This window comes from Flavobacterium sp. 270, assembly GCF_004368785.1.
Lineage (GTDB): Bacteria > Bacteroidota > Bacteroidia > Flavobacteriales > Flavobacteriaceae > Flavobacterium.
On sequence record NZ_SODM01000003.1, the window covers coordinates 771,514 to 791,286 of the forward strand.

The window sequence follows — 19,773 nt, forward strand, 5'->3', positions numbered from 1 at the left end:
AATATTCTTATTTATATTTTCTGGATTATTGATTAGGATATAAAAGAGACTGCTTTAATCACAGTCTCTTTTAAGTTTAAAATGCATACCAAGAATTATTGGTAACGAATTTTAATATTATCAAATTTTATTGCACTAGGATTAGGTGTGTCTCCCTGAGCGATTCCAACTTTAATTTCATTAATTTTAGAAGGATCAAGCGTAGCCGCAGAATTTGCTCCAAAACCATAATTATCTTTAAAATCAGCTATTGATATTGTTTTTGTGGTCCAATTAACATCAGTTACTTTAAAATTGTAGCCATAGTTTATACCATCAATAGTATTCAATTGAATGGCAAATTGAGCACCTACAACATTTGCACTTACATCAATATCTATAAAAGCTCTTGTTGCATCATTATTTGATGTACTTAAGAAATTAGATCCGCCTCCGGCACTGCTTCCGTTATAACCATTGGCAGTTGAGCCAGTCCATACTAACGTTGCATAATTGCCTGTTGGACCGCCTGCAGTATTGGTGCTAAAACTATCTACATCGCCATAAGAAGTCCATGAAGTTCTTAGACCATTGCCATCAAAATCAGACACAAGAATTACCGTGGCAAATTCTATTGATTTTGTTGCTTTTCCTCCCGGTGTAGTAATGACAAGTTCAGATCCAGAGACTGCATTTGCAGGCAGACCAATAATGATTGAAGAAGAGGAATTTACAGAATAACTGACTGCTTTTCCTGCTAATGTTATCGAAGAAACGTTGTAAAACCAAGTACCTTGAATTTCTAGTGGAAATCCCGGAGTTGCTACTGCCGGAATTGTTTTTAGAATTGTTGGTAATGGCTGTAAAATTTCGATGTTTTTAGTTACCGAACCAGCCGCCGTTAAAAACGTAATAGGCTGTACTCCAAATCTGCTTCCTAATTTTTCATCAAAGGGAATGGTAAAAATAAACGACTTATCTGAATTATAGTTTGGATTAAAAGAGATGTCAATTTTATCATCCAGTGTTATTTTTTTTAATCCTTTTAAATTTTCACCTTCCACTCTAACTTTAGTCGAAGGAAACGTCTGATTGAGTAAGTCTCCCGGTTCTGCAACCATTGCATCTACATTTGGAGTAACCATATCGTCATTTTGACAAGCTGTAAATGCAGCCAGAGTCAAAAGAACTAAAATGCTATATTTTATTTTATTGATCATAGTTATAAAAATTAATTGAAGTTAAAAGGAACCGGAGGTTCTAATAAAGATGGATTCGTATCAATTGCAGACTGTGGCAATGGTAATTCGAAATAATTGCTTCCCGGAGTTATTTTTCTGGAAATTAAATCTGTTCTCGCATCGTCTGAATAAAAACCAACTTCCTGTTGCGAAATAATAGCTGTTGCTTCGGCTATACCGCGACGTTTTAAATCAAAGAAATATTGTCCTTCAAGTGCAAATTCAACCCTTCTTTCATTAAACAAATCATCTCTTGTAAGTATCGTTTTAGGAGATAATCCAGCTCTAGATCTTACTTCATTAAAAGAACTTAAAGCTACTGATGAAGTAGTAGAACTTGCTCCTGCCAAAATCGCTTCAGCATTCATTAATAAAATATCAGAATATCGTAATATAATCGTGTTTTGAGAAGTTCTCATAAAGAACACATCGTTTCTTTCGGCAGCAGAACCTACAATGTATTTTCTAAAATTAGCTGCAGTAGACGAGTATATTTTTTTATAAAGAAAACCTCCTTGATTTTTTAATAATTCAGGGTAAAAATCGCCATCGGTCATGATCGTATTTTTCTTTCTCGTATCCTTTGGTTCAAAACCATTTTGCAAAGAGATAGAAGGAAGGTAAACTCCCCAGCCGTCACCACCGCCTGTTATTCCGGTGCCTCCGGGAACAATATAGGCCTGATTTGTATTTTGTGTTCCCCATTCTGTAGCAATAGCTTTCCATTGCAGGGCAAACATACTTTCTTTGCTGTTGTTGTTTTCCGGACTGCTAAATAAATTTCCGTAATCCTGAATTAAAGAATATTGCTGTCCGATAATTTTTTGGGTTAAATCGGCACAGGCTGCATATTCATTTAGAGTTAAATGCACTTTTGCCAGTATACCCATTGCTACCGTTTTATTTACATATCCTTTCTTTGCAGAAGTTTCAGGTAAATTTGCCACAGCATATTCTAAATCCAGTTTTATAAATTTATAAACATCGGCAACAAGATTTCTTTTTGGCTGTGCCGCAGAACCCGCTTTGCTAATTATAGGAACAGCACCAAAAGTTCTTACCAGATAGAAATAGGCATTTGCTCTCATAAATCTTGATATCGCAATAGCATTTTTATAAGATGCTTCAGGAAGTTCGCTTTTTCGATCCTCAACTAAACTCATTAAATTGTTTGACTGGTCAATAACCGAAAACAATGAAACATATCCTTCTGTTAAGATTGGATTTTGTGAGGTTACCTGTGCATCTTTAAACTGCGCATAAGCACCATCAAATGTAAAAGCGTTGCCGGCATACATATCCCCAACAGCAATTAAGAATTTATCATTAAAAGTAAACCATGGCTTAAAATATAAACTCTCGGCTATTCCATCAAAAGCAGTAACTCCTTCCGGTAAATCGCCCGGTGTTAATTGATTTTCAGATGGTGCATCCAAAAAATCATCTGAACAGGAAAACAAGGAAAGCAATGGTATGAGCATTCCCATCATAAAAAGTTTAAAAAGTTTTTTCATAACTAATATTTTATGTTAATGATTGTAAATCATTGTGTTAAATGTGTTTTTGTTGAAAATTTTAGAATTCTAAATTCAGTCCTACAGAAGTTGTTCTTGGTACAGGATAACGTCCTAAATCAATACCGCTAAGGGTAATGTTTTGATCTAAATTTCCAAGCGCAGGATCAAATCCGGAATATTTTGTAAACGTGTATAAATTTTGAACATTTACGTACAATCTAACTTTAGAAATAATAGAATTTTCGAATATTTTGTTTGGCAGATCATAGCTCAACGAAACGTTTTGAATTCTTAAATAAGAACCATCTTCTACAAATCGATTTGAAATCCTTCCGTTACCATTTGGGTCAGTAAGTGAAATCCTCGGTTCATTTGTGTTTTCGTTTACTCCCGCCTCAAAAGAGTTTAATGCTCTTGTAGTTACATTGGCATATCGATCTCCAAATCCTGGGTAAATACCATCAGTATAATGACGTGTAAAATTGTAAATCTCGTTACCCTGACTTCCTGTTAATACAACAGACAGACTAAGGTTTTTATATTTAAAATTATTAGTGAATGAATAGGTAAAGTCTGGAATTGCACTTCCGATAGCGGCCTGATCTTTAGCATCAATTTTTCCATCACCATTAAGATCTTTAAATCGAATATCTCCAATTCCAGTTCCAGCTTCCTGAGTTGGTCCTGCGGCCAGTTCGGCAGCATTTTTAAATAATCCATCAGTAACATAGCCATAAAATTGTCCTACCGGTTGTCCTTCTGTAGTTCTGGTAACTGTATATAAATCAAATTGTACTTTTCCTAAAAGCGATTTTCCTTCACCCTGAAAACTAGTCAGCTCATTATTATATTTTGAGAAAATAATAGTACTGTCCCATGTAAAATTATCAGTAACAATATTTCTTGTATTTAATGAAAGTTCAATTCCTTTGGTAACAATTTCGCCTGTATTTAAATAGTAGTTAAGTGCACTTTGATTAGATTCATCGTTGATTTGTTTTGTCAAAAAGTTAGAAGAATTTTTAACATAATAATCAGCATCTAATTTAATTCGGTTGTTAAACATTCCCAATTCAAAACCGGCATTAAAAGACTTTAGCGACTCCCACTTAATATCCGGATTACCTAAATTGTCAATTGTTGGAGATACACCGCCAAATGGAGACGAAAGTAAAGATAGAATTGTCTGGTATCGGTTTGCCGGAATGTTTTGATTTCCTACTGCACCATAACCCGCTCTAAATTTTAAATAATTTACAGTACCTGATAAAGGCTCAAAAAACTTTTCGTTGCTTACTGTCCATCCACCCGAAAATGATGGGAAATAACCCCATTTGTTATTAGGTCCAAAGTTTGAAGAAGCATCTGCTCTTAAAGAAGCAGAGAACGAATATCTATCAGAAAAACTATAATTTAATCTCGAAATATAAGATGCCATAGACCATCTTCCAGAACCATTTCCGTTAAGAGCAGTATCAATATCACCGATGTTTAAATTGGTAAAATCCCTGTTTAAAAACTCACCGGTTCTGTAACCGCTTAAATATTCATAACGGCTTTCCTGTGCTTCCTGACCTAATAAGAAAGTAAAATTGTGTTTCTCATTTATCGTTTTATTATACGTTAGGTAATTTTTAATGTTCCAATAGTAACTTTGGTCTTGCTGTTTGAAGGATTTATTTAAAAGTTCAGACACATTTCCTAAAGTATACTTTGGGGCAAAAGAACTGCTTTTTGAAAAGTTTAAATCATATCCTAATTCTGATCTAAAAACCAAACCTTTGATAAGCGTAAAATCGGCAAATAAATTACCATTAATTTTAAATCTTTCTGTAGTAGCATTATTGTATTCTGATAATGCGATTGGGTTAGTAGCCTCATTTGCCGAAGATCCTAAACCGCTTATTGGTCCTGCAAAAGAACCGTCTGCATATCTAACCGGTAATTCTGGAGACTGTCTTAAAGTGTTCATAACCAAACCACCTCTGTCATCGTTTCTTACTACTTGCTGTGACGAATGACTTACGGATAAATTGTTCCCAATCTTTAGCCAGGACTTCACATTAGAATCTACATTTAAACGCATAGATAATCGGTTAAAATCTGAATTTAAAACAACCCCTTCCTGATCAAAATAGTTTAAGGAAGTATAGTAACGAGTTCCTTCTTTTTCGCCGGAAAAAGACAATTGATGATTGTACATTGTTGCCGATCTAAAAAGCTCATCCTGCCAGTTTGTTCCATTCCCCAATAAATTTGGTTTTTGATATTGATAGGGAACAGGCTCGCCGTTTAATTTGAAAATTTTTGTTTGATACGCAGCATATTGCGGTAAGTTTAAAACATCAACAGAATTTGTTACTTCCTGAGTGCCTAAATAAGTCTCGTATGTAAACTTTGATTTTCCTTTTTTTCCTTTTTTGGTTGTAATTAAAACAACACCATTTGCACCATTAGATCCATAGATTGCCGTTGCCGATGCATCTTTTAAGATATCAATAGTTTCGATGTCTGAAATATTTAAACCAGACAAGGCAGAGTTTTTAGTTTGTCCGTTTCCGCCGCCTAAAGCGCTAAATGAAAACGAGTCATTATTTTTGTCTGCAAAAACCGGAGTTCCATCAATAACATACAAAGGTTCATTTCCATTAATAGAAGTAATCCCTCTAATTTGAACAGAAATTCCTCCTCCGGGAGTACCTGAATTTTGAGTAACATTTACACCGGCAGCTTTTCCTACCAAAGCCTGATCTAAAGAGGTGAAAGGTTTGTCTTGAATATCAGAAGCTTTAATAGAAGAAACAGCTCCATTTATATCTTTTCTTTTAGAAGTTCCATATCCAATTACAACAACTTCATTTAATTTTTCGAGATCATTAACCATGCTTACCTGCATCGGTGATTTTGTATTTGCCGGCAATGATAAATTTCGATAACCCACATAACTAAAAAGAAGTATAGCTTGTGGTTCTACATTATTTAAAACAAAACTACCGTCAAAATCGGTTGCTGTTCCGTTTTTTGTTCCTTGTACTAGTACGCTGACACCTGGCAGACTTACACCGCCCGATGTTACTTTACCTTTAACAGTCTGCGCAAAGAAAAAATTCCCCCACATAAGTACTATTAAACACAATAGTTTTTTTAATGTTTTTTTCTGCATAAAATTGGTTTGTTAGAGTTTAAATAATTAGTAATCTTGGTTGAGAAATATTTAATAGAAGCATCTTTGATGACTCATTTTTTGGAGTTTAGAAAAGATTTCTTTTTCTTAAATATTTCTTAACGAAAGTAAAATGTAGAGGGGTGCTATTGTAGAACAGATGATGCATATTGTGCAACAGATGATGCAAAAAAAAGGCTCATATAAGCCTTACCTTCAAAAAAGGCAGATAATTCTTTAAAACAAGAAAATGAGGTATTGCTAGAAATAAATGAGAAAAAATAGTATTTGTTTAAAAAAAATGATAATATTTTTTAATATCTGAATTTTATAAACGAATCTAAAAGATTGCTTTGAAAGAAAAATTTACCTCAAAAAAAAGAGCTCCGATGTTAAATCGAAGCTCTTTCTGGAAGTAATTATAGTCTTTTCACGACAGTTTTTGGTGCTTTATTCCTTTGTTCTTTTTTCCTGAGTAGGCAAGTGGCCATATTTGATTTTATAACATTTTGCAAAATAGGAGGGAGAAGTAAAGCCAACTTTATAGCTTATTTCATTAATATTATTGTTTCCCTGTTCTATTAATTGTTTGGCTCTTTCTAATCGTACATTTCTAATAAATTCATTAACAGAAACACCAGTCAAAGTTTTTATTTTTCGATACAGCTGACTTCTGCTTAAGAATATTTTAGAAGATAATAACTCTACGGTCAATTCAGGTTCACTGATATTTTCATTAATAAAGTGTAGAATTTTTTGAATGAAATCATTATCCAGCGACGTTGTTTTTTCTTTTCCAAGTTTTGTAATTCCCCTGTAAAATTTCTTAAACATGATTTGTCTGCTAGTAATAAGCTGTGCCAGACTAGATTTTAAAATATCCAATTCAAATGGTTTACTTAAATAGATATCAGCACCAGAATCGATGCCTTCTAAGCGGTCTTTTACCATTGCTTTTGCAGACAGCATTAACAACGGAATGTGACTTGTTTTTAAATCTCCTTTTATGTTTTTGCACAACTGCAGTCCATCCATTACCGGCATAATAACATCTGTAATGATTAAATCGGGTAATTTTTGCACAGCAAGATCGTAACCTTTCTGGCCATTTTCGGCAACAATAACCTTATACGATTTACTTAGTTCCTGTTTTAGATAATTTCTTAATTCAGGATTATCTTCAACAATCAATACTGTATAGGATTTTGCAGTTTCAACGACAAGGCTTTCTGTAATTTGATCGGCAAAATCATCTTCTTCTAATTGAGTATCAGCAGAATCAAATAAGAAATTGTTTTTAGTTTTTTCTATTTTAAAAACTTCATTAATAATTTCACTTTTCTTATAAAAGGATTTACCTAAAGGAAATGTTATCTTAAATTGTGTGCCTTGTCCGACTTCGCTTTCAACATCAATTTTTCCTTTATGAAGTTCAATAAATTCTTTTACAACCTCTAAACCAATTCCCGTACTGCCATAATAATCCTTATTTACATTATTAACCTGATAAAACCGGTCAAAAATTCTATTCAAATCTTTTTTGCGGATTCCCGAGCCGGTATCTGTAATTGTTATTGAAAATGAAGGCACTTTATTTCCGTTAATCAACAGTTCGTTGTCTGCAGCTGATTTGTCTACAGCAATAGTGATAGCACCATTATCGGGAGTAAATTTAAATGCATTTGAAATGATATTAAACAGCACTTTTTCTAACATTTTAGGATCCAGCCAGTCTTCAAGTTCATCAAGCGGCGATTCAAAATTAACAGTGATATTTCGCGCAGCAGCTTCTTCATCAAAATAGCCGATAATTCCTTGTGTAAAAGCGATGACTTCAATTTTCTTAGCCTGAAGTGAAATTTTGTTAAACTCTAATTTATTAAAATCCATAAGCTCATTGATAAGCCTGGAAAGCCTGTCTGAGCTTTTGTGTACTATTTTTAGTTTATTATGTATTTCCGGTGATATTTTCTTGCTTCGCAATATATCTTCCAAAGGATTAATAATTAGTGTAAGCGGTGTTCTGAATTCATGCGAAATATTGGTAAAAAACTGCAGTTTCTTATTGTTTAATTTCTCTAACTGAATTGATTTTTCTTTTTCTAAAATGATGGCCTGTTTGGCTTTAAAACGATTTTGATAGATTTTATTAAGATAAAATATCACGAAAATAAGAATAGACAGATAAAGTAAATAAGCCCAGAAAGTTTTCCACCACGGAGGTAATATTTCTATTTTTAGTTCTAATTGAACGTTGCTCCAGGAACCGTCTGCATTGGCAGATTTTACTTTAAAAATATAATTTCCGGGCGCCAGATTTGTATAGGTTGCAGTTCTTTTATTACCAACATAATTCCAGTCATTTTCAAAACCTTGCAGATAATAGGCATATTGATTTTTTTTGGCATTATTATAATTAATTCCCACATATTCAATCGTAAAAACCGACTGTGTATAGTTAAGAACAATTTCTTTTGTCTGAGAAATTACTTTGGTTAATGGCGACGAATCTTCATTTGGCTTGACAGAGCGGTTGAATAATTTGAAATCACTGAAGTAGAGCTTTGGCGCTTTTTCTGATTTTTTAATTTCATTCGGATTAAAATAATTTACACCCTCGTAACTGCCAAAATACAATTCTCCATTCCCATCTTTAAAAGCTGCATTATTATTAAAATCGTTGTCAACCAGACCATCGTCAGTATTAAAATTGGTGCTTTTTTTATTTTTAAAATCAAGCTTTGTCAATCCAGAGCCGCCGCTTATCCATAGAGAGCCGTTATTATCTGAAATGATTGCACGAACGGATTTTTCTTTATATCCGGGAAAATTATTGTAATCTGAAAAATGCTTATTTTTTTTATTGTAACTAAACAAACCTTCGCCGTCTGTGCCTATCCAGATTGTTTTATCGTTAGTCTCATAAATGGATAGTATAGTTTGAATACTGTTGTATTTTGTTGCGTCACTGAACATTGCATTGCGCATATTGGTTACTTTAAAACCTGAGTCGCCTTTTAAATTGACCTGATATAACCCTAAAATGGTTCCTACCCATAGCACATTGTCTGAGTCTACAAAAACTTTACGAATAAAAGCATTATCCAGTGTATTGTCTGCAAAGGGTTTAGAGTCACAATGAACAAATTTGCTGCTTTTGTTATCATAATAATGCAGTCCTTTTATAAAAGTTCCAATCCAGATTCTGCCGCTTGAATCTTCAGAAAAACTAAAAATACGATTCGATTTTAATGCCTCTGTATTTGCGGTGTTGTAGTTTATGAATCTGGTTGTTCCGTTTTTCAAAAAATAGATACCGCGATCCCAGCTTCCGATCCATATATTTTCTTTACTGTCTATAAATATCGTCTGGATATCTACCGCATCTAAACCAGCATAATAATTCTGGTTGTTTTTGTTAACATGAATGTAGCGTTTATCGTTTAGATTATAAATATCAAGCCCGCCGCCTTCATTACTAATCAATAAATTGCCTTTTTTATCTTTTATTACAGAAGTTACATAACTGGTCTGTAGTGAATTATCGTTATTTACGATTGATTCCAGCGAATTGAATTTGTTGTTAGGTTTGTCAAATACGCCGAGACCTTTATTAAAATATCCCAGCCAAAGGCGTTTTTCTTTGTCTTCAAACAAAGACCATACAGAATTAGATTTTAAGCTGAAATTATCATACTTACTGTGCAGGTATTTTTGCAGCAGCTGTCCTTTATAATTTACGACCAACAATCCATCATTTTCAGTACCGCAGACGATGTAATCCATGCTGCTTTGTACAATTGATAAAATTTTGTTTTTGGTAATAGGAAAATTTTCAAATTGATAATTGTCTGTTTCCGGTTTAATTTTTATCAGGCCATTTTCAGTTGTTCCAAGCCACAGATAGCCAAATTTATCTATAATGATAGTTTCGGTATCTTCTAATAAAGGTTCTCGTTTAAATTTATCTTTATATACTTGTTTTATCTTCCCCGTCAGGTCAATCTCCAAAAGACCATAACTAGTTCCTACATAGATAATTCCCTGCTTATTTTTAACGAAACATTTCACTAATATATTGGGCTTGCTTAATAAGTCTGAGTGAACTAAAGAAGATTTTAAAGTCTTAATATTAAGTTTGAATAATCCAAAACCATACGAGCCAAGAATTAAGTTGCCATTATTATCCTCGATGATTGTTTTTACCGTAATAGGCTGATCATAACCTTTTGTAATGGCATCCTCAATATTAATTTTAGTAAAATTATCCAGCTCTCTATTGTATAAACACAAGCCTTCATCGGTACCAACCCATAAATTATTATTGGAGTCAATAAAAGTCGTATAAATAAAATTGCTGTTTACAGAACCTGGTTTTTTATTGTATCCGTACCCAAAATAATTTACACCATCATAACGGTACAAACCTGCACCGCTTGTTCCGATCCAGATAAAGCCATCGTTATCCTGAATTATAGATGAAATGGCCCTTTTTGAAGTGGTTTCCTGTATGCTTCTAAATTGGTAGTTGTCAAACTTAGCTTGTGAAAACAGACTATTTATAACTGTAAAACAGCATAAAAGGATATATTTTATATTTCTCATTTCCATAGTATTGATCAACTTTTTTTGAAAATAAAATTTGAAGTGGTTTTGGTTTAAGCGATTGTAAAACAATATTACTAAATGTAATGCTTATATTTTGATCTCAATTTACATATTGCCAAAAACCTGAGTACAATTAAAATTCCGAAAGAATTAATCGTACTCAGGTTGTAGAATTGTTTAAAATAAATCCTAGTTTCTGAAAGGATTTATTTTAAATCTCATGTTTATTTTAATTCAAAACTGTCGGTAAGACCTTCATTAGAATTCCAGCCAACCATAATTTTAAAAGTTCCCGGTTCTACTAAATAATTTCCGTTATTATCATAAAAACCAAGTTCTTTATCAGTCAAAGTAAAAGTTACGGTTTTAGTTTCTCCTTTTTTTAAATTCACTAATTCAAAACCTTTTAATTCTTTTATTGGTCGAACGATGCTTGCAAATTCATCATGAATATACAATTGTACAACCTCTTTTCCATCATAATTTCCAGAGTTTGTTACTTCAACCGAAACTTCAACTTTTTCTCCTTTAGCGAAAGCGGCTTTATTCAATTTTAAGTTTTTGTAATCAAATTTAGTATAACTCAATCCAAAACCAAACGGAAACTGAGGCGTTTTCTCGACATCCATATAATGTGACCAGAAAACATTTTTATCACTGTCAATTGGTCTTCCTGTGCTGTATTTGTTGTAATAAATCGGAACCTGGCCCACATTTCTAGGGAACGACATTGGTAGTTTCCCACTCGGATTATAATCTCCGTATAAAACCTGAGCAACGGCATTTCCGGTCTGAGTTCCTAATTGCCACGCTTCTACAATTGCAGGGATATTTTCTGCAGCCCACGGAATTGACAACGGACGACCGTTATTTAAAACTAAAACTACATTTGGGTTCACTTTATAAATTTCTTCTAATATTTCCTGTTGCAATCCTGGAAGATTTAAATCGGTTCTACTGCGTGCTTCACCGCTTTGAAAACCATATTCTCCTAAAACCATTACCACAACATCGGCATTTTTTGCGGCTGTTTTTGCTGCTTCAAATCCGCTTCTATCAGTTGTATTGAAAACAGTTTCAGTTAAGAAAGTTGCTTTTTGCGAAAGTAAATCTGCTCCTTTCTCAAAAGTCAGTTTATTGTCTTTGTATTGCTGCATTCCTTCTAAAACCGAAATGGCAGTATTATCATCTGCTGCAATTCTCCAACTTCCAAGCGGACTGTTTTTATCGTTTGCCAAAGCTCCGATCAAAGCGATTTTTTGTCCGGATTTCTTTAGTGGTAACAAATTCTTTTCGTTCTTTAAAAGTACAATTGACTTTTTCGCCATATCCAAAACTCCGTCGTTATTAGCTTTGCTTCCAACAACTTCTTTCTCACGTTTTTCGTCGCAATATCTATACGGATCATCAAATAATCCTAATTCAAATTTCACTCTAAGAATTCTGCGAACGGCATCATCAACCAAACTTTCTTTTACTTTTCCAGATTTTACCAAATCGACCAATTTTGCAACATACAGATACGATTCCATATCCATATCAGAACCTGCAATTACCGCTTTTGCTGTAGCATCTGCTTCATCTTTTGCGTAACCGTGAGCGATCATTTCGCGGATAGAAGCGTAATCCGAAATCACAAAACCGTTAAACTTCCATTTTCCTTTTAAAATATCTCTTTGCAAAAAGGCATTTCCAGTTGCAGGAACACCATTCAAAGTATTAAATGAATTCATAAACGTACGAACTCCTGCATCTACAGTCGCTTCAAACGGAGGCAAAACCGAATTATACAATTTAGAATTGCTGATATCTACAATATTATATTCCAATCCGGCTTCAACAAATCCATAAGCAGCAAAGTGTTTCGCACAGGCTGCAATAGTATTTACTTTTGCAAGATCGGCAACCGTTTCTCCTTGAAAACCTTTTACTCTTGCGTAACCTACTTTACTTCCTAAATACGGATCTTCTCCTGCGCCTTCCATCACACGTCCCCATCGCGCGTCGTTTGCAACGTCTACATTTGGCCCAAAAGTCCAGTTTATTCCAGATGCCGAAGCTTCATCTGCTGCAATAGATGCCGATTTTTTAATCGCCTCTAAATCCCAGCTCGCCGCTTCTGCCAGCGGAATCGGACTTAACGTTTTATAACCGTGTATTACGTCAAAACCAATAATAAGCGGAATTCCCAATCGGGTTTCTTCAACCGCAATTTTCTGTACGGCACGAACTTCTTTTACTCCACGAACGGTAAGCATCGAACCGACTAATCCTTTTCGTAAATGTTCATATTTTAATTCGGCTGTTCCGCCTTTTGGTGCAGGTCCTGTAACATCCCAAAAACCGTTGTATTGGTTCATTTGACCGACTTTTTCCTCTAAAGTCATTTCTTTCATTAGAAGTGAAATTCGTTCCTCAATTGGTTTTTTAGGATCAAGATGTTTTTTCGCTTGGGAATAACCATTTGCAGAAACGATTATTAATAATAATGCATATTTTTTAATCATGTTTTTTGTTTATATGTGGTTGATGTTAGATTTATTGAAATAGTAAGTTGTAGAATTTAAAAGTCAAAAAGTATGAAAACAGTTGAAATTTACAGCTGTAAATGTAGTTTTAGAGCGGTAATTAAAGCAGCAGATTTGAAGCATTATGTGAAACAAATGTTGTATCTGCAGTTGTAACACTCTAAAATCAAATATTTTATTATCTCAGAAGGAATAAAATATTGTAAACTGGCGGTAGCCACAATTCACCATTTTATTTATACTGGTTTTTATTTTTTCAAATTCAGTATAATGGCTGATGATTAGAATATTTCAGGATTTTTTTAGGCAAGTACATTATTTCCGAGTAAACGAAGTGATATAATAAAGAAGAAAAATTTATTTGTTTAGCCTGAAGAAGTGATATAAATTAATTAGCTATTATAACTGAAGTTTTAAAATAGCTTTAGCTTTTTTGTAGCAAAAATGGTATAAGGTGCACTTAGATTTTAAAGACAAAAAGACAATATTCCATCAAAAAATTAAAATAATAGCAACAATAAATGGATATGCAAACAAGAATATCTTAAGCTGTTTGCATATCCAAAAATACTAAGGCAGTTTACAGCGCACTAATCTTTACAGAGCTGGCTTTATCATTAAAACTTCCTAAACAACTATTATTTCCTGTTACTACAATAGATTCTCCTCCAAAATTATCATTCTGATACATTGTAATTTTGTAACCGTTTTCTAAACGAACAGATGACAAATCATCATTTGCGATACCATACGATTTTAACTGAGCCAATGTATAATTACCAGCAGGCAAAGCGATTGCATAACCCGTATAATTGCAATTTTGATAAAGTGTTACAATACCTCCGGCACCAGCATTGTATTTATTGTTGATATAAGTGCGCGATAAATTACCTACACCATCAAAATAATTATCTGCTAATTTAGCAGGGTCAGTTGCAAATTCGCCTCCTTGTACGATAGCGTCATTTCCATCATTCCATGCCCATGGAGCATTGGCACCACCAGTTTTAAAATCATTTCCTGTAAATCCACCACCCGGACTAGAAAACAATTGAGTGTTAAATCGTTGATCCCACAAACCTCCGCTTTCAAAAATATCAACCAGTTTATACTCTACATAATTATCATAATTATCAGCTGGTATTTGTGCAGTTCCGGTTGCAGACGGATAGTAAATAATTCCATCTCCGTCAATATCATGCTGTGGCCATGCTTTAAGACTGTGTCCTTTAGCGTCTTGTGCAGTAACAGGATGCAATTCTCCATTATAATCCCTCATTTGTAATGTTCCATCAATACTTTCCAATCCGCTTACAAAAGAACTGCCGGCTGGCACGTATGAAAAGAAATCAGAATGACTTACTGTAACAGCTCCTTTTAAAGAACCATAGGTAGAACCATCTTTTTCAACAATCATTAATACGCCTTCTAAATCATTTTCATGTTGATCTAAAGAGTATAAAAGAGGATTATCTGTCCAATCTCTTGGAGAAAAGAAAGCGTAAGTAATAAACCAGTGTGTATTTGATTCTACTATTGAATAGTAACAATGTGCCGCTAAAGAATTGGCAAAAGCAGGAAGATTGTTCCAGTTGTTTAAGCCATTCCAGTCATTATCGTAATTTATAGCAGTAAGGTAATCTGATTTTCCTCCTTCTGCATAAGTTCCTGTAGCGTCAACATCTTTATAATGAATAGGCGCCCATCTTCTTGCCAAATCAGAAATTGCCGATGTACTGACTTTTTTTGTGATGTTTTGCTGTTCTTTTACCACAGTAGAGTTGATATCTGCTTCATCAAGAGATGTGTCCTGACATGAAAATGTAATTGCAGATAACACCATAATTAAGACTTTGCTTAATACATTTTTTTGATTCTGTTTTTTCATAATTCTAGTTTTAATTGTTTATAACCTATTTAATTCATTGATTTAATAACTTTTTTAAGCAATAATCAGCCGAGAAAAAATAATGATCAGCAGTTGGAAACTTTATTCTGAAATTTTATTGATAGAACCTATTTGAATTATAATTCTTACTGTTTATAAGTACTATAAAAGAGAAATCGTACTATCTAAACATGATTACGATATGGTTAACAAAAAGTTAACAAGATTTAGATTGTTTATTTATGGTAGCTGTAGAGATATTTTAGTAAATATTGTAGTGAAAAAACACTTATTGTAGAAGAAGTAAATAACAGTAAAATGTTCTTTAGTGATAATAAAATGTAAATTTAAGTTGTTGTATTAGAGTAAAATAACTATTTTTAAAATCCCAAAAAACAAATTTTTACAACCTATAGCTAACCATCTTAAATTCAGTTATCATGAAGCGGTTTATAAGTTTAACGTTGAAAAAATTCAAAATTAATTTTTTTGAAACCACAATTCCAGAAGGAAAAAAATATATAGAAAAAGGAAAACAGTCTTTTTTGCTGCATCAGTTTCAGGATGCACTGCTGTTTTTTAATAATGCAATTGATTCTGGTTTTGAAGACGAAGTTTATGAATTGAGAGCTTGCTGTCTTCAGAAAATGAACTGCCACGAAACGGCAATTGAAGATTTTGATAAGGCTATAGAATATAATCCTTTAAAGTTTTCCAATTATTACAGTCGCGCTTTGTCTAAAAAAGCAATTTTAGATTATGCAGGATTGGTCGAGGATATTAATAATGCAATATATTATTATAAAAAATCTTTAATTTTAGATAATGTTATATTGAAGAAATTTGAAAGCGAACTCCTTAATGTAAAGGCTGATTTAGAGAAACTAACTCCCAATTTCCATCATATAAATAAAAGACCTTTACTAGAAATCAGAAATTTAATTGGAGATTCGTTAAGACTTATTAGAAAAGCCAGGTTTAAAAATCATAACCGAACGAATTTACCAATTATAAGTATAAAAAAAGCTGTCTAATACGACAGCTTTTTAACTTTCCAATTTAAAAACAAATAAAACAATTACACTGTATATTTTTTTCTCAGTAAAGCAATTTCTTTTGGTCCAATACCCATTTCCTGCTGAAGGAAATTTTCAATACTTCCGTATTTGTTTTTAAGCCCATCAAAAAAAGCACGAATAAGTTCTGGTCTTAACGCCATTTCTTTTTCTATTTCTGCTTCTGTAAGACCGCTCATCTGAGCCAGCGGTGCCAGCATTTTTTTATTCATCTGAAGAAGGTAAACGTTTGAAGCAACATAATCTGCTTCGATCGTTTCCTGTGGTACCTGCAGCACATATAAAAATAATGCAGTTGCCATACCGGTACGGTCGCGTCCTCCTGTGCAATGGTACATTACGGCTTCTTTATTATCGGCAGTTAAGAGCTTAACAAACAAAGGGCGAAATCGGTCTCCGCTGTATTTTACAGCATCAACACCATAAAATTTTTCAAGAAAATTCCCTTCCTTTAGAAACTTAACCATTTGCGTTGGATTCGGCAAACTGTCACTTCCTGCAGGACTCAAAGTGTAATCTGTGTTTTTAGGCAGACGATCTGGTGCAGCTTTTGCTTCTGCTACACCTCTAAAGTCTATTACAGTATTAATTTTTTTCTTTTCCAATAAAGCTAAATCGGTGTCTGTTAATTTATCAATTCCTGCGCTTCTGTATACTTTTCCCCAGGCAACTTGTTTTCCGTCCGTAGTTTTGTAACCGCCAACATCTCTAAAATTCATTCCTCCTTTTACCGGTACCAATCTTTTAATACTGTCGGTAAGTTGTGCTGATGCTAACATTGGTACTAGAATTGCCATTGTGATTATTGCTTTTTTCATTTCGTTTATTTATTTGTGTTTATTATTTTTTAAAAAATATCATATCTAAGGCCTGCTTGTCCACGGCTTCCGTACCATTCCTGAGAGGTAATACGACGCTTTTCGTTACCCATGTACATTTTTACAGGAGAATCGGTCAGGTTATTTAACTCAACAAAAACTTTAAGTTTTTTTGTAATGCTGTAAGTTGCAGACGCATCAAGAGTAAAGTTTGAATCTGTCCAGATATAATAATCAGGACCCAATTGCTGGTTGATGCTTTCTACAGAATTTCCGCGGTAATTCCCTGCAAGACGAATCATTAAACCATTTCTTTCATAAAATAGAATAGCATTAAAAAGGTTTTTAGACTGATTCGGCAGACTGGTTTTATCATTTACGACAGTTGTTCCGGCAGTACGGGGAACTTCTGTTTTAGAATCGATAAAAGTATAATTGAATTCTACACCAAAGCCGCTCCAAAATCCGTTAAGGAAATCGAATCTTTTGTTGATTCCAGCTTCAAATCCAGCCAAAGTCGCCTTGTTTAAGTTTTTTGCCTGCGTAACTAAATAATCTGTTCCGGCAATATTCTGCATGCTGACATCGGTGAAAACCACATCGGTAATATTTTTATAAAAAGCACCTCCGGAAATTAATCCAACATTATCAAAGAAATATTCGCCCATTAAATCAAAATTGTTGCTGAATGTAGGCTTCAAATCAGGATTTCCCTGTGTTATGGTTTGTGGTGAAGATGTAGTATTGGTAGAACTTCCTGGTGTCATATCACCAAAATTCGGACGTACAAATGTGCGGGTGTAAGCAGCACGAAGATTTGATTTATCGCTTAATTTATATTTTAAATGAAGCATAGGAAGAAATGCATTATAATCATTTTCAACTTTTGATGGACTTAAAGTCACCACGGCCGGCGTTCCTTCTGTAGTTGCTTTTGTTCCGTTTAAAGTCATATCAGTGTATTCATTACGAAGACCTCCAACTATTTTTAGATTTTCTGTTGCATCTATTTCTGCCATGGCGTAACTTGCAATTACACTTTCGTCTCCTGTATAAAAAGAAGTTGCGTTAGTTTTAGAAGTAAAATCCATAATTCCGTTCGCAGTCTGAAAAGATTGTCCAAACATATTAAACAGCTGATCTTTAGTTAATGGATTTACAATAAACTGGCTAAAATCTCCATTCATGTTGCCAAAGAATTTACTTCCGCTAGGAAAATTGGCTGTCTGCAAATTAGATAGCGGAACCAAAGCAGGCGAATTTGGAACTCCGGCTGCAGCTCCCGGAAGATATACAAAATTAGATCCGTAAGTGTTTGTTCTGTCTTTGTGACGGTATTTGGCACCAAACTTCAGATTTACTTTAGAACTGGCTTCGACTTTTAAATTCAACTGACCAATTTGATCTCTTTCACTATTATCTAATTGCGCAATTACCAATTGACTCAATAATAGTTTAGACGGATCCATAACTTCATTTGGATCGGTTAAACCCGTTTCAAAATTATTAACTGTTCCGCCGACTCCGTTTGGAGAATCAAAGCCCCAATAACGTTTTCCGTCGCTTGAAAGATCATTGAAGCCGCCTGTAATTTTTTGGCGGAAAGTTGCAATAGGAAGACCTTTATTACCAGAAGTAGGAGGTGTGTCCAGATAATATTCTGATTTGTGATTGCTGTAACTCCAGTCCAGTTTGAATTTTTCGCCTAATTGATGATCACCACCAACTTCAAAACCATTTAATGCCGTTTGGTAATGAGAATATCTGTAATTGTATTGAAAACGGCTGTTGGTATAATCGATATAAGATTCGTACACTGGGCGAATGTCATCAAATTTGTTCGCCATTCCTCTAAAAAATATTTTATCAGAAGCTGTTATTTTATATTCTGCACCAACATTTAAACCTTTAGTTTCGCGTTCGCCCATGTAACGTTTGAAAAGTACTGTATTAAGAGATCTTTTTTGTTCTACAACAGTTGCGCCCGTATTATATGTTGCTTCAAAGGCATCAGAACCCCATTGTCTGCTCCAGATTGCTCCAGAAACAATTACGCCTAATTTATTATTGAAAAAACGGTCTCCGTAAGTTACAGAAGCATTATAAGTTCCGTTTTCACTAAAAGTATTGTAACCTCCGGCTGCACTTACGTTTAATGTACGTTTAGATGGTGCGGTGCGGGTAATAAAATTAATAGAACCTCCAATTGCATCGCCTTCCATATCTGGTGTAATCGCTTTGGCAACTTGCACGTACTGAATCATTTCAGACGGAACGGCATCCAGAACAGAAGAACGGTTTCCCATAACATTTGAACTTGGCAGACGATTTCCATTAAATAAAGTAGAAGTCCAGGCAAAAGGCGTACCTCTTACCGTAGCCTGATCGGCTTCACCGTGATAACGGGCAACGGCAACTCCCTGCATACGCTGAACAGCTTCGGCAGCATTACGATCCGGAAGTTTACCAATCGCATCGGCAGCCATAACATCCATAATAGCAAGCGAATTCTTTTTGATGCTGTACGCTTTTGCCTGCGATGGCGCCATTGTACCAGAAACTACAATTTCTTTAAGCGTACTGGAACCATCTGGTGACATTTGTACAAAACCAATATCATTGATTCCTTTTACTAGGTTTACAGTAACCGATTTTGTCTCAAAGCCAATATAACTGATTTCGATTGTAACTTCTCCTGTACTTGGAGCGTTAAACGTAAAGGCACCTTGTAAATCTGAAATAGTTGAATTTTGAAATGTCTTACCAACAATATTAGCCGTTGGCAGAGTACCAGTATCGCTGGTTACGATTCCTTTAATAATCTGGGCATTTGCCGGTAATAGAAAACCGACTGTAAGTAACACAATAAAAAGAGCTTTTGTGAAAACCTGTTTTTGCTTGTGTTTAAATTTGCAAGAGTTTTTTAGTAACATGGTTGTGTGATTTTTTGGCAAA

General features: G+C 34.2%; 9 protein-coding genes. 1 reads left to right on the top strand and 8 read right to left on the bottom strand.

What is annotated here, in order from left to right; genetic code table 11:
• Positions 1-95: 95 nt before the first annotated feature.
• The 6 genes from EV144_RS14760 to EV144_RS14785 all read right to left on the bottom strand — a co-directional run bounded on the left by EV144_RS14760 (position 96) and on the right by EV144_RS14785 (position 14,924).
• Positions 96-1,199, bottom strand: a complete 1,104-nt coding sequence (locus EV144_RS14760) for a hypothetical protein (RefSeq protein ID WP_134149915.1) — start codon at positions 1,197-1,199, stop codon at positions 96-98.
• An 11-nt stretch (positions 1,200-1,210) separates the two neighbouring features.
• Positions 1,211-2,734 (bottom strand): RagB/SusD family nutrient uptake outer membrane protein, encoded by a 1,524-nt coding sequence (locus EV144_RS14765; RefSeq protein WP_134149916.1) that lies wholly within the window; start codon positions 2,732-2,734, stop codon positions 1,211-1,213.
• A 61-nt stretch (positions 2,735-2,795) separates the two neighbouring features.
• Positions 2,796-5,900 (bottom strand): SusC/RagA family TonB-linked outer membrane protein, encoded by a 3,105-nt coding sequence (locus tag EV144_RS14770; protein ID WP_134149917.1) that lies wholly within the window; start codon positions 5,898-5,900, stop codon positions 2,796-2,798.
• A 450-nt stretch (positions 5,901-6,350) separates the two neighbouring features.
• Positions 6,351-10,505 (bottom strand): hybrid sensor histidine kinase/response regulator transcription factor, encoded by a 4,155-nt coding sequence (locus EV144_RS14775; RefSeq protein WP_134149918.1) that lies wholly within the window; start codon positions 10,503-10,505, stop codon positions 6,351-6,353.
• 227 nt (positions 10,506-10,732) lie between these two features.
• A complete protein-coding gene (gene bglX, locus EV144_RS14780; RefSeq protein WP_134149919.1) occupies positions 10,733-13,015 on the bottom strand; it encodes a beta-glucosidase BglX in 2,283 nt (760 codons plus the stop codon).
• A gap of 601 nt (positions 13,016-13,616) precedes the next feature.
• Entirely contained in the window at positions 13,617-14,924 is a 1,308-nt protein-coding gene (locus tag EV144_RS14785) for a hypothetical protein (RefSeq protein ID WP_134149920.1), read from the bottom strand.
• Positions 14,925-15,364: 440 nt separating this feature from the next.
• On the opposite strand from EV144_RS14785, the gene EV144_RS14790 reads away from it, so the two are divergent.
• Positions 15,365-15,958, top strand: a complete 594-nt coding sequence (locus EV144_RS14790; protein ID WP_134149921.1) for a hypothetical protein — start codon at positions 15,365-15,367, stop codon at positions 15,956-15,958.
• Between the two features lie 44 nt (positions 15,959-16,002).
• Here EV144_RS14790 and EV144_RS14795 read toward each other — a convergent pair whose 3' ends face one another.
• Positions 16,003-16,818 (bottom strand): tyrosine-protein phosphatase, encoded by an 816-nt coding sequence (locus EV144_RS14795; RefSeq protein WP_134149922.1) that lies wholly within the window; start codon positions 16,816-16,818, stop codon positions 16,003-16,005.
• 29 nt (positions 16,819-16,847) lie between these two features.
• Complete coding sequence (locus EV144_RS14800) at positions 16,848-19,751, bottom strand: TonB-dependent receptor (RefSeq protein WP_134149923.1); 2,904 nt, start codon at positions 19,749-19,751, stop codon at positions 16,848-16,850.
• Positions 19,752-19,773: the final 22 nt, after the last annotated feature.

What these genes read in the sequence shown, in the direction of transcription:
- bglX (WP_134149919.1), bottom strand. Translation starts at nt 13,015, where the DNA reads ATGATTAAAAAATATGCATTATTATTAATAATCGTTTCTGCAAATGGT.
- EV144_RS14760 (WP_134149915.1), bottom strand. Translation starts at nt 1,199, where the DNA reads ATGATCAATAAAATAAAATATAGCATTTTAGTTCTTTTGACTCTGGCT.
- EV144_RS14785 (WP_134149920.1), bottom strand. Translation starts at nt 14,924, where the DNA reads ATGAAAAAACAGAATCAAAAAAATGTATTAAGCAAAGTCTTAATTATG.
- EV144_RS14795 (WP_134149922.1), bottom strand. Translation starts at nt 16,818, where the DNA reads ATGAAAAAAGCAATAATCACAATGGCAATTCTAGTACCAATGTTAGCA.
- EV144_RS14800 (WP_134149923.1), bottom strand. Translation starts at nt 19,751, where the DNA reads ATGTTACTAAAAAACTCTTGCAAATTTAAACACAAGCAAAAACAGGTT.
- EV144_RS14770 (WP_134149917.1), bottom strand. Translation starts at nt 5,900, where the DNA reads ATGCAGAAAAAAACATTAAAAAAACTATTGTGTTTAATAGTACTTATG.
- EV144_RS14790 (WP_134149921.1), top strand. Translation starts at nt 15,365, where the DNA reads ATGAAGCGGTTTATAAGTTTAACGTTGAAAAAATTCAAAATTAATTTT.
- EV144_RS14765 (WP_134149916.1), bottom strand. Translation starts at nt 2,734, where the DNA reads ATGAAAAAACTTTTTAAACTTTTTATGATGGGAATGCTCATACCATTG.
- EV144_RS14775 (WP_134149918.1), bottom strand. Translation starts at nt 10,505, where the DNA reads ATGAGAAATATAAAATATATCCTTTTATGCTGTTTTACAGTTATAAAT.